12 protein-coding genes are annotated in these 14979 nt (G+C 50.9%); 8 read left to right on the top strand and 4 right to left on the bottom strand.

Features of this window, described 5'->3' with window-relative positions:
* Positions 1-349: 349 nt before the first annotated feature.
* The 4 genes from GS646_RS00075 to GS646_RS00090 all read left to right on the top strand — a co-directional run bounded on the left by GS646_RS00075 (position 350) and on the right by GS646_RS00090 (position 4937).
* Complete coding sequence (locus GS646_RS00075) at positions 350-1285, top strand: hypothetical protein (RefSeq protein WP_171678582.1); 936 nt, start codon at positions 350-352, stop codon at positions 1283-1285.
* 223 nt (positions 1286-1508) lie between these two features.
* Complete coding sequence (locus tag GS646_RS00080) at positions 1509-2630, top strand: linear amide C-N hydrolase (protein ID WP_171649045.1); 1122 nt, start codon at positions 1509-1511, stop codon at positions 2628-2630.
* A gap of 212 nt (positions 2631-2842) precedes the next feature.
* Positions 2843-4192, top strand: coding sequence for an amidohydrolase family protein (locus tag GS646_RS00085; protein WP_216600526.1), 1350 nt, complete (start codon positions 2843-2845; stop codon positions 4190-4192).
* 1 nt (position 4193) lies between these two features.
* Complete coding sequence (locus tag GS646_RS00090) at positions 4194-4937, top strand: DUF3299 domain-containing protein (protein WP_171678580.1); 744 nt, start codon at positions 4194-4196, stop codon at positions 4935-4937.
* Between the two features lie 97 nt (positions 4938-5034).
* Here GS646_RS00090 and GS646_RS00095 read toward each other — a convergent pair whose 3' ends face one another.
* Positions 5035-5859: a hypothetical protein gene (locus tag GS646_RS00095; RefSeq protein WP_171678578.1), complete on the bottom strand. Its 825-nt coding sequence runs from the start codon at positions 5857-5859 to the stop codon at positions 5035-5037.
* A gap of 121 nt (positions 5860-5980) precedes the next feature.
* On the opposite strand from GS646_RS00095, the gene GS646_RS00100 reads away from it, so the two are divergent.
* From GS646_RS00100 to GS646_RS00115, 4 genes are read left to right on the top strand one after another with little or no spacing between them, the layout of a single operon-like run.
* Positions 5981-6634 (top strand): hypothetical protein, encoded by a 654-nt coding sequence (locus GS646_RS00100; RefSeq protein ID WP_171678576.1) that lies wholly within the window; start codon positions 5981-5983, stop codon positions 6632-6634.
* Entirely contained in the window at positions 6631-8583 is a 1953-nt protein-coding gene (locus tag GS646_RS00105) for a Mu transposase C-terminal domain-containing protein (RefSeq protein WP_171649037.1), read from the top strand. Before GS646_RS00100 ends, GS646_RS00105 begins: the two co-directional genes overlap by 4 nt.
* The gene (locus GS646_RS00110; protein ID WP_171649035.1) at positions 8564-9544 is read left to right on the top strand and encodes a TniB family NTP-binding protein; all 981 of its coding nucleotides are present in this window, start codon (positions 8564-8566) and stop codon (positions 9542-9544) included. Before GS646_RS00105 ends, GS646_RS00110 begins: the two co-directional genes overlap by 20 nt.
* Positions 9516-11345, top strand: a complete 1830-nt coding sequence (locus GS646_RS00115; protein WP_171649034.1) for a TniQ family protein — start codon at positions 9516-9518, stop codon at positions 11343-11345. Before GS646_RS00110 ends, GS646_RS00115 begins: the two co-directional genes overlap by 29 nt.
* On the opposite strand, the gene GS646_RS00120 is transcribed toward GS646_RS00115, so the two are convergent.
* The 3 genes from GS646_RS00120 to GS646_RS00130 all read right to left on the bottom strand — a co-directional run bounded on the left by GS646_RS00120 (position 11342) and on the right by GS646_RS00130 (position 14758).
* Positions 11342-11638, bottom strand: a complete 297-nt coding sequence (locus GS646_RS00120; RefSeq protein WP_171649032.1) for a hypothetical protein — start codon at positions 11636-11638, stop codon at positions 11342-11344. The genes GS646_RS00115 and GS646_RS00120 overlap by 4 nt on opposite strands.
* A gap of 613 nt (positions 11639-12251) precedes the next feature.
* The gene (locus GS646_RS00125) at positions 12252-12989 is read right to left on the bottom strand and encodes a hypothetical protein (RefSeq protein ID WP_170477049.1); all 738 of its coding nucleotides are present in this window, start codon (positions 12987-12989) and stop codon (positions 12252-12254) included.
* Between the two features lie 95 nt (positions 12990-13084).
* A complete protein-coding gene (locus GS646_RS00130) occupies positions 13085-14758 on the bottom strand; it encodes a sulfatase-like hydrolase/transferase (RefSeq protein WP_170641941.1) in 1674 nt (557 codons plus the stop codon).
* Positions 14759-14979: the final 221 nt, after the last annotated feature.

Below are 14979 nucleotides of genomic sequence, written 5' to 3' on the forward strand. Positions count from 1 at the left end.
CAGCCCAAAGCGGCCATTTACAGCTACTCTAAGCTATAGTTTACCCAGTCATTCGCTGCGCGAGCGATTTGCGTGGTTGCTGTTTCCGTAGGGGAGCACTGTGCTGTGTCGCGGTTGTAGACTGCGATAGTCAACACGCGCTTGCAGGCAATCAAATTCAAATTTCATCATTGACTGAAGCGTGCCCATTCCCCGTATTCTGACGCAATACGGGGTCCGGCGGAGAAACATTGTTCAGTCAGCCAGCGCTAGTTCGCGTCAGCGAAAAAACTGAGAATATTCGAAAGGGCCTGCTTCGTACGGACTACAGTGAACTCACGACGAAGAGCCTCTAGGTGGAGGAACAAGGGTGCCGACTAAGTTCGTTGGGGGATTGCTCTCTTGGAGTACGGCGCTGGCAATTTGTACAACAGCCGTACTCGTCGTACTGCTAGGCGATCAGGTCGTTGCGTTTGGTGGTATCGCGGCAGTCGCGGGTTTTTCAGCTGGTTTTTTAGGGTCCGTCTTTTCTAGTCTTGCTTCTAACGCCAGAACGTTTGCGATAGTGCTGGTGAGCATACTGGTATGCACACTCTTCCCGATTCAGTGGATCGCCTTTCTGTGTGGTTTTGTCTTGATCAGTTGGGCTGCTTTTGAAGGGTACAAGAACGGTGGATTTGCGACAGTCCCTGCATTGAACGGATTGCTCTTGTATTTACTGATCCCACCCGACGAGCGTATTGCCGTTCATGTTTTGGTTTTTCTGGCCGCGGCGACAGTCGGTAGTTTGCTCAGCGTTTGGCTTGACTTGGCGGGATCAGCAATACGACCTCCCATGTCTTTCAAGGAAGCAATTTCTATCTGGCTATTCTTGATTGACGGCATGAGTTTGACGTCGTTTCTCGCTCACATAATCGGAAACCAAAAATCCTACTGGCTTTCGTTGTTGTTCGTATTCCGCGTCTTGGCTCCACTTCAAAAAGTGCCTGATGCTGCATTGCGGTTTGGTCTTGGCGTAGCGCTTGGGTCTTTGGCAGCCCTATGTTTCGAGTTCAGCGGATTGTCTCATCAAGTCTTATTGATCCTCGGGTTTGCCTCCGCTGTCATAGGCGTGCACAGAATAGGTGGTAACACGCTATGGACCGCGATGTTCTTTACGATTGCCACTCTTTTGGTGACAGCCCCAACGATTGAGTTTGCGGTCTTCCGAATAGAAGCGGCGGCGATGATAGTCTTCGTAGTCGGAGGGCTATCTTTCCTGATCAGTTGGTGCTGGGAACGTATAGAAAGCCGTTCCGAAAACTAAATCTGCATGGCGGCAGAGAACAAAACTTCAGTCCAAATCTGCCTGGAGACCGTGCTCGGCAGCAATGGTGTCGGGCCTCTGGACGCATTTGACTTTGCAGCTCAGAATACGGTCATTCAGAAGACCCCCAAAGGTCGACTGATCAGACTAAAGCCGAAAATCAAAGTATCAATTCTACATTTTAGTGCCTTAGCTGCCAATGTATGCGTCCAGGAGGATTTTGATGACCCACTTCTCTGTAACGAAAGTTGTAATCGCAATTGCCACTTTGGCGTCACTTTCGGTTGCGCTTGCAGCCGAGGCCTGCACCTATGTACGGCTCACTGGAGCGGATGGTTCGCAACATCCTGGCCGCACCATGGAGTGGGGTACATTCGACATTAAGCCAGGATTTTCTGTTATCCCACGAGGACATGAGCATAGTGCAATGACGATGCCGGACGGAGCCGATGGCGCAAAGTGGAGCGGCAAATACGGCTACGCAGGTGTTAGTTTGTTGGAGCGTGCCGGTTTCTTCGGCGACGTGATCAACGAAAAGGGATTGGTCATGAATCTGCTCTACTTCCCAGGTTTTGCGGAATACCAGCCCTACGATCCAGCACAGGCGGCTAATTCAATCAGCGCGACCGACTATATGACGTACATGGTCAGCCAGTTCGCAACCGTGCAGGAGGTCATCGAGGCGACAAAACAAGTCCGGGTCGTTCCTGTGATTGAGCCATCGCTTGGTTTTGCTGCACCAGTACACGTGGTGGTCTCGGATCCATCTGGTGATGAAATCGTAGTTGAATACATCAATGGCGAGCTTCACATTTTTGAAGAGACAATTGGGGTCATGACAAATTCCCCGCCCTATAACTGGCACCTGACCAACCTGAGAAACTATCTCAATCTGCGTCCGGTCAATTGGCCCGACATAGAAGTAGCTGGGCTTACTGTGGGCGGGATTGGTTATGGAACTGGATTGCTCGGGCTTCCCGGCGACTATACCCCACCATCCCGCTTTATTCGCGCAACAGCATACAAAGAAACGGCCCGAGAGACACAAGGTGCTTACGACACGACTCTTGAGCACTTCCGCATCTTGGGGCATTTCCAATTGCCTTTGGAAACCGATTTCTCTGATCTACCGGATGGGTTGGATCCGATCCGGTACGGAAGTACGCAATACACCGTGTCTTTCGATACAGCCAATATGCAGGTCTACTATTTTACGGATGACGAAGCGCGGGTTCGTAAGTTTGATCTCAAACAGATTGAATGGGACACACTTTCAGAACCTATGACGAGAACTCTCCGTCGCGGTGGCGCGCCACAGGTCGAGGAAGTGATGTTCGACAACTGAAATCGCTTCTTCTGGACTGGGCAATTTGATTTTGCCGTACAACTAACCTTTTTGGCATAAAGCGAGCGTCACAGTGTTCCGGGAGACGGAAAGCCGCCGCGCGGGTCACTAAGGATCGGGGGCGGAAAAGTGTTACGTGTTCCGCTTAATCTTCTGGTTTTTCCGTAGCGAAGCAACATCTTTGCCAAAAACCAATGCAATTGTAAGCTGCCGTGCATGCACACCATTCCTCGAGGAGAGTTTTGATGAAGTCAGTATTGTCGCTCGCATTGTGTTTCATCGGTACTGTGGCATTGGGACAAAACGACGTCGAACGCACCGTAATAACCAACGTTCACCTCTTCGACGGCGTCAGCGATGAACGGCTTGAAGACGTCAATGTTCTGATCGAGGACCATCTCATATCCATGATCTCAGCAGACGCGATTTCTGCCGAGGGTGCTACTGTAATCGATGGTAATGGCGGGACGCTAATGCCTGGGTTGGTCGACAACCACGTGCATCTTTCGATGGTGACCGTGACAATCCCAGATCTCTTGTTTGGTGAACCAACCTATCCGCTGGTCCGTGCCGTGCGGGACGCAGAAGAGATGTTGATGCGTGGAGTCACGACAGGTCGTGACATGGGAGGCAACATATTTGGTCTGAAGCGTGCAATTGACGAGGGCGTCGTTCCCGGCCCTCGCATCTACCCATCCGGGCGCTTTTTATCGCAGACTTCTGGACACTTCGATTTTCGGACCAAAACCGAAACGCACCGGACATTCAGCGGAATTGAACCAACCGGCGACAGGCTCGGCTGGGTGTTTACGGTAGATGGAGTTCCTCAAGTGTTGGCTGCTGCTCGAGAGAACCTTCGTCTTGGCGCTTCACAAATCAAGATTGCCGCAGGTGGTGGTTATTCTTCTCCAACAGATCCGCTGCTGTCCACGCAACTCACATTTGAAGAGATGAAGGCGGCGGCTGATGCAGCAACAGATTTCGGAACTTACGTGACTATGCACGCCTATACCCCGGATGCCGTCAATCGCGCCATCGATGCTGGGATAAAAGACGTCGGGCATGGGCAATTGCTTGATCGACCGACTCTGGAACGTATGGCCGAAGAAGGTGTCTTTCTAAGCACGCAGCCATTCACGGTCTGCAACGAACCGCAGCTTGATGCGTTTTCCAACTCTAAACTGAATACGGTCTGCCAAGGGACGGCAAACATGTATCAAATCGTGAGTGAGCTACCCGAACTGAACGTTACTTGGGGAACTGACCTGTTCAATGTGCCCGACGCGGCAGATCAGGTGCAGCAGCTGGAGCGATTGCTGCCTTGGTTCAAGCCCGTAGAAATTTTGAAACAAGCGACAGGCAATGCGACAGCCCTTCTAGCGATGAGTGGAGATAAGAACCCTTATCCAGATGGACCAATTGGGCGAGTTGTGGAGGGCGGATACGCTGACCTACTGATCGTTGACGGAAACCCATTGGAAGATTTGGCTGCGGTCACAAATGCAGACAATATCAAGTTGATAATGAAGAATGGCGAGGTCTTCAAAGATACTTTGGAGTAGGATGGTGCAGTTTCCGTCGATTGGACTGTCAGCGTGGGTTGCGATTGCATTAGCGCTTTCGGGCTTGTTTTCGCCGATCCCTGTGCAAGCGTTGGAACCGCACGACCAAATCGAATGGAGCGAACTGGTCGATGTCGAAGCTCAAAACTTTGAAGATCCGTTTACTGAGCTCGACTCAACGCAGCTGTCTCAGCTTTCTGAGATCGCTCGTATCAGACAGGACGCTACAGAAGGATCCATTGAAGCTGAGCTGATGCAAAAGGCCGAGACTCGGCTTGAAGTGCTTGAAGGCAAGCTGCGGGCTCAAGGTGTCGATGTCGACTGGCTAATCTCACAACGTTGGATCGTCGCGGAACGGCGGCACAATGCTTATTGGCGCGGTAATGCCGAATTGCGAAACAAGCGCGTCAGCCTTGTGGGCTACGTCGTACCAACGATGCAGGTTTCGACAGGAGAATTGGTTGCATTTTTTGTTCCACAAGCTGGTATGTGCAGCCATCTTCCGCCTCCACCCCCCAACCAACTTATCAGAATCGGGGATGCGAAGACCGAGGAAATGGTGTTCGGTCGTATGGAGCCTGTCGAGATAATCGGAACTCTGATCGAGAATAGATCTACTGAATTGGTCAACGTTGTAGACGGCCTGCTTGAGATGAAAAGCTCCTGGTTGCTTGAAGCTGAATCCGTCGTTCGCGATTCTACTTCCGAACCAGCGATGCTTAGGCCCGGAATACTAAGAAAATAGACTTCCGTTGCGACCTGTACACAAGACTTTGCAAAGTCCGCTTTCTGCGCATTGCAGACCTTCGCGCACGGCATACCACCCAACATTAGAGAGTGGATCATCCCAGAACTTTTAGATCTTTTGGTGCGAGCCGACTTTTCTCCGGCAATGTCCCAAATTTAATTCCTTCGATTTCGAGTTTGTCTCGTATCGCTACAAGTTCACCCAGTTTGTACTCAGATTGCTCAGGAACAACGTATAGTACTTGAGGAACCTTTCTCAAAAGAAGTGCTGCTCTTGCCAGTTGGTCAATCAAGTAGCCAGGATCAATTCTATTCCTCGGGCCTTTGATCTCAATCGCCGCAAAAGGCTCCGAGCCTTTGTATACGATTAAGTCTGTGGCAAGAGGCTCGAACGTTCTGCCTTCTCGAACAGTCAAATTTTCCATATTGAAAATGTCACTAGTTTTCTGTTTGAAAAGCATTTTTGCGTTTACTTCGAAGTCTCGGGCTCTTCGCTGGCCGCCAAAACCACCTCTAGCAATCACGACCGCAGGCTTCTCCGCCAATCGAACTTCATCAAGAATAGACTTAGTTTCCGCCTGAGATAACTCCCCTGAAAGAACGGCATCAGCTATCTCTTTGGATTTCCTAGGGTCATACCGATCTATCCTTGAAAGCAAAATAACTTGCATCATGGCCAGCCAGTCGGGCTTTGATTCAAAAAGATCGGGTCGGTTCTGTTCTAACCATTTCGCCGCGGACATCGGATTGCGAAGGCTTGCAGGCTTTGTGCCTCTAATAGCGGCAACGCTTTGGAGTGCATCGTCCGGAAACGCGTACCCGCAGGCTTGGCTGTCTTGGACAACGCGATTCAGCCACGCTCCGAGGGCAATCCAGTTTTCAGTTTTGGCCAAATCTTGAAATTCGTCTTCAGTCATCATCGGTCGCAATCATTTTATTCGCATCGAGTCCATTGCCAATGCGAATGGATGCATGTATAGAGCCCGTATGAGGATAGATCGACACGCACCCCCGACGGCCCGACGCGTTCACAAGCGCGGAATGAAAAAACGCGCTGGCAAAATGTCTGGCGTCAAGTTCCCAGGCGTCATTCAGCTCGAAAGCCAAATGGAAGCAGCACTGGTTCGTTGCATGCAGGTCGACCCTCGTGTGGTCTCGCTTAAGCCACAGCCTTGCACAATCGACATGGGAACCGGAAGAGCATTTGCAAACAAAGAAGCGGCGCTAGAGGCTTATGAAGGGCGTCGGTACAGGCCTAAGCTTTATACACCAGACCTAGAAGTCAAACTTGTCGACGGCCGTTTGTTCTACTTGGACGCCAAGCACAGCGCTCACATAGATAAGAAACCTGAGTACCTGGACTATCCTTCACTTCTTGCCGAAGTCGGAATCTCGCTTGTCATTGTAACTGAGTCCTTATTGCAGGGGCCGATTGATCGAAATGCTTGGCTGCTATTGCAAGGACAAGCCGAAGAGACCGCCCCTAAACTTTCAAGCAAAATAGCGTGTCTCAAACAGCAACGTGTGACGTTCAAAGAACTAAGAGAGAATATTGGCATCCCCCAAGCGAAGATTCTTCGCCTTATTCTTGATGGCTATCTGGTGTTCGATTTTTCATGTGAAGCTCTTGGGCCATCCACGAACCTGAATACTGCGAACCGCGACCGAAGACATCTGGAGGTAATCGAATTTTGAAGCAGATTGTCAAAAGGCGGCACCAGAGAACCATCAAATATAGGGGAGAAACCTATGCTGTCGATGGAGCGATAGCTGGGCGGGATGCATATCAGATATCGAACTCCCAAGTTGATCCTTTTGAGATATCTGGACAAGAATATCGAGACCATGTGCACGATGGGCTAGTGAAGGAAGAAGGCTTCGACAAACGTCCTCGTAATGTAACCGCTAAAGATGCACGTGAAGCTCAGCTCAGACTACGCATTGTGGAAAATGCACTAAAGCTTGGGGAGGAGGGCGTTCATTGGGCAAAACGCATACCGATACTTCAACGCGAGTTCGCCGAAGAACCCACCTTCAAAATCAAGGGTAACCGTTTTCCGAGGCAATCGACTGTTCAGAATTGGGTCAAATTGTATCGGCGCGGCGGGCCGGACGCGCTTTTGCCCAAGCGCAGCAATTCAGGAAATCGTATGCCAAGGTTTGACAGCGTTTTCCACGAGATAGTGCTCGATCTATTGGAAATGCAATATACGTCGTCGGACAGACAAAATCTAACAAGTCTGTCTAGCGACGCTTATATTCAATACCAGTTGGTTTGCCATGAGAATGGCATAAAACCTGGGTGCTGCGGACGCAAGGCAGTCGAAGCGATTGTGCACACAATCCCTCATTTTGACGTTCTAAAGTGGCAACTGGGCAGTAACGAGGCGCGCCAACACATGCGAATTGCCCAAAAATACTATGATATAACAGCACCTTACGATCAAATAGAATTGGACTGCACAAAAGCTGACATAATGCTGGTTGATGATAGCGGGGAGGTAATAGGTCGGCCGTGGATTTGTGCAGCGATTGACTGTGCTACTAGTTGGATTGTCGCATTTCAGGTCTTCCTACCAGATCCATCATCAGAACATGTGGCCAAAGCTCTAAAGGAGATGATTAGCTACCCAGAGGAAGACTTTTTCGAACAGCACGAAATTGTAAACAGGAAAAAAATCGCCGCACTGCCGAAAGTGGTCGTCATGGATCAGGGTTCAGAGAACGTGGGCGAACCCATCGATGCTTTTATCGAAGTTGCTGGTGTCCATGGCCATTGGGCGCAACCTCGAAAACCCCAGGAAAAGCCGTTTATCGAAAACTTGTTCGGGGCAGTTCGAAACAAAGTCAGCCAGCTTCCGGGTGCGACTAAGTCAAAGGCATATCCCGACCGGGATCGAACTAAAAAAGCAATGGATGAGGCCCGTCTGACGCTAAGAGTGTTCAATTCAATAATGCAACGCTGGCGCTACGACGAATATGGAAGAACTCCGAGGAGAAAAGTCCAAGACATCTTTAAACGGGGTGAAACACCTAGCGCCGCTTGGGACAGATTGGCAGATGAACACATAGTGCCAGAACCCCCGTCTTTGGACGAGCATCACGCAGCGCTGATGATCCAATCCGAATCTCGAACTCTGTGGCACTACGGTATCGAATTCGAGAGTATGCAATACAACTCAGAAGACTTGGCAAGGCTGTACCGACGACTAGGCCCGCGCCAGCGTGTTGAAATTCGCTACGCTCCCCTTGATGCAAGGGAAATTTTGGTGGTCGATCCGCACACTGGCGAGTTGGTGCGCGCGTCCAATAAAGCAAAAGACTTGGCAGCACTTTCTTATCGTGAGCTGAGAGAATGCCGACCGCCTAAGCCGAAACACGACGGACCAATCAAAACGGCTGCGGAGCTCCATGCAGAGGTCGAAGCGCGTAGGGCATACAAGCAAGGCCCGAAGACAAAAATGCAAAAGAACCGCGCTGCGGAAATCGACAAGCTACGGGCTGCTGAAATGCAGAACAGAAGTTTAAGGGATCCACAACTAATTGCCCAAATACGGTCAGCAGTTGGTCCCAACAAGCTTGCGGTTACGAGATCAAAGAACTTGCCAAGGGTCGAAAGAAAAGATGCTGGACCAAACAACTAGTGGAGCTCTGCAAGGTGCATTCATTCGACATAGCCGCCACGAATGGGCTGTCTCGGAGATAAAACGTCTTTTGAAAGTTGCTGCAACCGAGGGTGGACGGATCATACCAATCTTGGGGCCGACGAGATGTGGAAAGACAGAACTGACAAAGGACTTGAAGACACAAGTTGAAAATGACCGCCAGGGCCCAAGTGCTATTCTGGTATCTTCAGATGTCATTCTGGGTCGACTTCCACCACGGCCTTCCGAGCGGGATTATTACGGTTCCTGCTTGCGAAGCATGGGCTTTGATTTTGTAGAACGAGAGCGACCTGCCCAAATTCGAGAACGTCTCTTTCGGCTCGTAGTTGAGCACGGCATTCAGACAATTATTATCGACGAAGTGAACCATTGCGCCGAAACTCTGACTAGGCACTCGCGTCGACAAGCCGCTGATCACTTCAAGACTATTGTTGATGAAACCTCAGTCACTCTGATTTTAGTTGGGTTGCCAATGTTCGAAGCGGTTATGGACAGCAACGAGCAGTTTGCGGGGCGCTGTTTGAACACCATTCGAATGAACCCCTATTGGTGGAGCGTTGAAGCTGATCGTATCGCGTTCTGCGATGCAATTTTTGCGGCCTTCGATTGTCTTGAGAAGTCCGGCATCCTTTTGGAGTTTGACCAAGATGATATGGTGCGGCGATTGTACGGTGTTTCCGGCGGACGTGTGCCAGTGGCGTTGGAAGTGCTGCGCGCGCCCCTGGCATTGGGTGCTCAAAATTTACCCTACTGCACCAAAACGATTGCCAGGGCAGCGACGGATTCAGGTTTAGAGCGAGATCCGTATCAGTCGTTTTTTCACGAAGAACCACCATCGGATACTGAGCTGATCAGGTCATACATTAGAGTCATGGCAGATGCTGGTCTCGAAGTAGAGCCTATGACGTCGCATGAGCTTGCGATTATGCGAGGTGTATGAGGTGCCGGGTTTGTTTGCAGTACCACCATTGAAAGGCGAGAGCCTTATCGGATACTTGCGTCGTCTAGCCCATGTAAATGGATACAGAGATGTCTCTGAATTTTTGACACGGTTCCGGCGGAAGTATGGGCGAATTCTAGTCGAGAACATCGAGCACTTTGAGCAAGAGATGGGCTTAGAGAAAGGTTTGTTGGTTGCTATCTCCCCTTCTGCCAAACCTGAGTCACCCAGCTTAAGCTGGCGTTTCGAGCGGCATCATAGCGATCCGATTTGCCCTTCATGTCTTGCCGATGGCTTACCCTTTCAACAAACTTGGCGTCATTACTTGGTGACAGCCTGTCACCATCACAAAACGCGTCTTCAAGATGTTTGCCCTGTCTGCAAAACCACATTGCGTCCGACGTCCGGCGGCTTTGATAAATGCAGATGTGGCTTTAGCTACTCAAATTTCCCACGGGTGGCAGCAAAGGACCACGAAGTGATCATCTCCGCCTTGATTGCGGGAGATTCAACGGTTGGCAAGCGGTTTCTTGACCTTGCAGGAGGGCGTCAGGTCCCAAAAGACATTGGCGCTTTTATTAATTTCCTAGCGAGTGGTTTCGCTCAGAACCGCACGGGCAAGTCTGGTAAAACACAAACACCCAAAAGCATCGCAGATTCGTTGGAACTGATTGAGCCGTTGGCAACTGTATTTGAACATTGGCCAAATGGGTTCGAAGAACACGTTCGAGGTTTGATACTGGCAGGAAACTCAGAATCCAACTCTGTGCCGTCCATGCTCGGAAGCTGGTATCAAAGACTTATGAAGTTCGAAGATGATGCGTACCAGCCTTTCAGAGATGCAGTGTCGCGTGCTGCTTCAACCGAGTTCAAGGGAACCTACCTGGGAAAGCTAACGCCGTTGCAAGCTCAGGAATGGGTCTCGGCTAAACAAGCGGCCAAGGAACTGGGAATTTCTGCACAGCGCTTGGTGGCTGAGGTTCAGTCAGGTCAAATTGCCGGAAAGCAAGCCCGTAGCGGGTATGGGCACCGACATACGATGATTCCACGCTTCGAAATTTCGAACATCTATCTGGATAGGAAGCGGTATTGGGATGGGTTGCAGGCCAGAGACTACCTTGGTGTTACAAGAAAGCAATTTGATCTGCTTCGCGCGTCAGAATTGATCCACGAGGTTGCTGCTAAATACCGTCCTCCACTTGTTGATGGTTGCATTGACAGTGAAAGCCTAAAAGAGCTCACAACAAAAATTCGAAACTGCACTCAAGTTCAAGCGGGAGAAACTATACCGTTCAATCAGCTCAACCTGAGGCGCACAACTGATCGAGCTGCTTTGATACATGTTCTTCGGAAAATCTCCAAAGGAGTTATCAAACCTGTTGTTGCGGAAGAAAACATGCGACTTGGGGAGTTTCATTTTTCAGTTTCCGACATCGACCGCGAACTTGGGACGCAGCGGTTATCAAAAGACTGGACCGCAAATGATGTCGCAAAGTTAACGGGCTGGAAGGCACAGGCTGTAACTCACTGGTGCAAGCTGGGCCTACTCGGATCTCGCACCGTTCCGCATGGTCCAAGCGAGTCTTTCTTGGTCAAGCCGCAGCAGCTTGCGGTCTTTCAAAGCGAGTACATGCCCGTTGCGACACTGGCTAGGTCAAGAGGAACAACGTCCCGAAAGCTGCTGTCTGATTTTGAGAGCAAAGGGATTGAGACCCATGGTGCGCAAATGGAAGGTAAGACGACGCGAGGGCACTTAGTAAAACTAAGTGACCTGGTTTCGCTGCTGTCTGAAGCTGCCTAGTGTTCGCCGGCGCCATCCGAAAAATGACTGAAATGCGCTGCCAAATTGCGGGTTCGTGGTTGCCTGGCGGCATACCAGGCACTCTCTAGACAAGTCCCGGCGCTAGAGACCTCGAAGTGGGTTTTCACCACACGCAACAAGTGCTCATAATCACCCTGGACGGCGTCCTCCAGAAAAGCCTGCATTCTCGCTTGCTCTGCTCCGGCTTTTTGGGCTGCGGCCTGGCAGCGTGCCAGCACTTCAAATGCATTGACGCTTGTCCTGGGCAGGTCGATGGTTGCAAGTTTTTTCATGTCAAATCCTCATGTAGAATACCGGGCAACCATTGCAGGTCGAAATTAATCTCACGTATAAGAAATGCGAATTTTGCCCCGATCCAGAGACTGATTGGGATTTAACATAAGTCGCAATTATAGAGCGTTTGGGCTCTCGTCAGCCAACCACCGCCGCACGAGAAAAACGGCCAGTCGTGAGTACACTTTCAGTGGTTACCTTGAGCCCAAGGTACAAAATGTTTCACCGGATACTAAGGTCAGCTATGCGCAGAAAGCGGACTTTGCAAAGTCTTGGGTACAGATCGTAATAGAAGTCTCTTTTCTCAGAACTCTGGGCCTAAGCATCGCTGGCTGGGGATTAGAAGCGCGAACAACGGATTCAGTTTCAAGGTTCAAATCCATCTCAGCGGATCGCCCAGAGACTGTTGATCTTCCCCGAGTTCAGAGCGGAGCGACCAGATAGAATGATGCGGCGTGAGTGACGCCAATTTATTTCCTACCAACCCGGAGCGGGCAGGGATTGGCTCACGGCAGTTCCAGGAAGGGGCAAGATAGACGCAGAAAACAAATGGCTGAACAGAGTTCTGGACTGTGACATAGATGATCTTCGCCGAGGTTGGGTGTGGGTGAACTAGTAGTTGAAACGCAAACCCAAGCCGGCACCTTTATCGTAGGGGCGGTCGGAACCTATACCGATTAGGAAATCAGCATAAATTGCGATGCCAGGACTGAGGTTCTTGCCAATCTGGAACTCAGCGGTCGCTGGCCAAGCATCGTTCTCCCAGTCATATGGTGCTTTGATATCCGCCTTGGCCCAATACCCATCGCCAAACGGTTGTAGCGCAATCAACCGCATCGCGGTTTGGTTTATGTCCGTCGGGCCATTGTATGAAGCAAAATGCTGGAGCAGTGGGATCAGCGTCAGCCCTGATTTTGTGTTTGCAAAGGCGAACCCGCCAAAAGGCGCAATTTGATCGGACCCGGTTCCGATCCCTTTTTCCGGGTCGCCAAAGTCCAGTATCCACTCCAGACCAATGGCCGACTTGATGGCCCACGTTTCGTTGAGCGGTCTCTGAGAAGGGAAATAGATCGCTTTGAGGCTCAATTTCTCAAAGTCAGTGAACCGAGTTCCAGTCACATCCGTTGAGTTGTAGTGTAACTCATATTTCAGTTTCAGATCAGGCCGCAGCATGTATGCGCCATCTATGAAGGCGTCCTGCTTGTCAGCACCGTTGCCCAAATCAAAATACTGATACCGGATGTCCGTGTTATTGACTGCGGCCAAAGGGTTTGAAGCGTTTTCATCGGCGATTGCTGGGGCCGCAACAATGCCAGTCGCCAATGCAAGGACAAGCGCTTGGATTTTCATATTGTTTCCAGAATTTTTGTTGTGGATGCCAAGCCCCATATCAAGCATATCATTATCTGATGCGGGGCTTGCATTACTCTTATCAGCTTCACCTTTTAGTCGGGCTGAATGTCCCGCTTGGCGACAAAGGCATCCACCGCTGCGACGGTTTCAGGACGAAGGTTCACGATACCTTCATAGGGACGTCCAGTCGCGGCCGGTTGATCGGGGTACATTTCCTTGAATTTAAGGTGGCGGGCAATAATGCGATTAAACTCATGTCCAGCCCATGCTCCGATCTCGGTCGATACGCTCTGTTCTTCGCGGGGGTCGCGGAACAGGTTGTAGAACTTGGCCACGATAGCATTTTCACCTTTGGCCGGAACTTTGAGTTTGATGTGTTCCTTTACCACCTCTTTCAGCGAATTGATCGAGTAGATCAGTACATGATCCCTGCGCCCATGCGTATCGCCAATAAACATCAAGGACGTCTGATCGACACCGTCAATGATCCGGTCGCGGGGGATGGCATCCATCGCTCCGCCGATACGCGCAATTGACGTGAACAAATCAGAGATATGAATAATGTCAGATACAATCGAGTCTCCCTCGATCAAGCCGGGCAGGCGGGCAAACGCGTCCACCCGAACGCCTCCTTCAGACGTATCGGCCTTGCCGCCGCGGAAGACCAGCGGCGAAAACCCACTGCCGGGGGCATACTTGGTGAAGTGACCGTTGTCGCCCATCAAAACGATCAGGGTATTGTCCCTGAGCCCCAGCGCATCGACTTCGTTCAGAATGACCCCGATCCATTCATCCAGCTCTTCCATGCTTTCAACGAATGTACCGCCGTTGGGTGTCGTGAACGCCTCTCTCGTCGTGCGCGTTGTCGACAGAGGGACAAGCGGCCAGTATTGCAGGAAGAACGGTTCATCCCGTTCTGCTAGCAGGCGCAACTGTTCCATCGCCTGTGCCTGATAGCGGATGTTCATTTCATTATATTTGTCCTGGGTCCATTTCTCACCCGGTTCCATATGGACTTCGCGGACCTCCCCGCCAATAACAGCTTCAAGGCCGGTAATCATGTGTCCCGGATCAGGGCGAAACCAATCATCCAGCGTGTATTTGGAGTTGTAGTTGTCTTCCCCTATGGCCATGGTGATTTCTTCCTTGGCTGCATCTTCGTTGAAGATGGCCAACTGGCCCTGCTGATGGATGGGGAACGCGGCGTAGTCAAAGCCCTGATAAGTAGGCCAGGATTCCTGAATGTCGCCCATGTGCCATTTGCCAACATGCGAGGTGTTGTAGCCCACGGATTTCAGAACTTCGGCAATTGTGACTTCTTCATCGGCAAGGCCAAAACCTGAAATATCGACGGCGGTATCGCCCATCCCATTGCGATACGGCTGGCGACCCGTCATGAAGGCGACCCGCGACGGTGTGCAGGACGGCTCGGTATACATGCGCGCAAACCGCATGCTTTCCTCTGCGAGCGCGTTGATATTGGGCGTCGAATACCCGCGTATCGCGTTCATCTCGGGCATACCCATGTCGCCAAAACCCATATCGTCAATAAGGATGTAGAAGATGTTTGGAGGGTTCCCTCCGTTTTTCTCACGAAAGTCGGCCAGCAGTTGGTCAACCTGTGCGTCGTTCTCGACCCAAACGGCTTCGTTTTGCTGCTTCAGCACATAGTATTCCGCATCATGCACGATATTGCTGTCCTGAGCTGCCGCCGAGATAGCGGAGCCGGCAAAGACCAGCGCGGAGAGGAACAGTTTTGATTTCATGAGATACCCCTGTTTCATGATTTACTTGTTTTCAGACCTTCAAGGATCAGATGATGGCAAAAGGTTGAAAGGGAGAGTTCGCTGTCTTCAGCCTGTGAGCGCAACAACTCTTTTTCGCTTTTGGTTAGCAGTGTTACGACGCGTTCGGTGCGCGCAGTATCGTCAGGCAACGATGGGCGTCCGAACCTCTTCCCTCTCGATTTGTCTGCTTTGTCTTGCAA

It is taken from the genome of Ruegeria sp. HKCCD4315 (genome assembly GCF_013112245.1).
GTDB lineage: Bacteria > Pseudomonadota > Alphaproteobacteria > Rhodobacterales > Rhodobacteraceae > Ruegeria.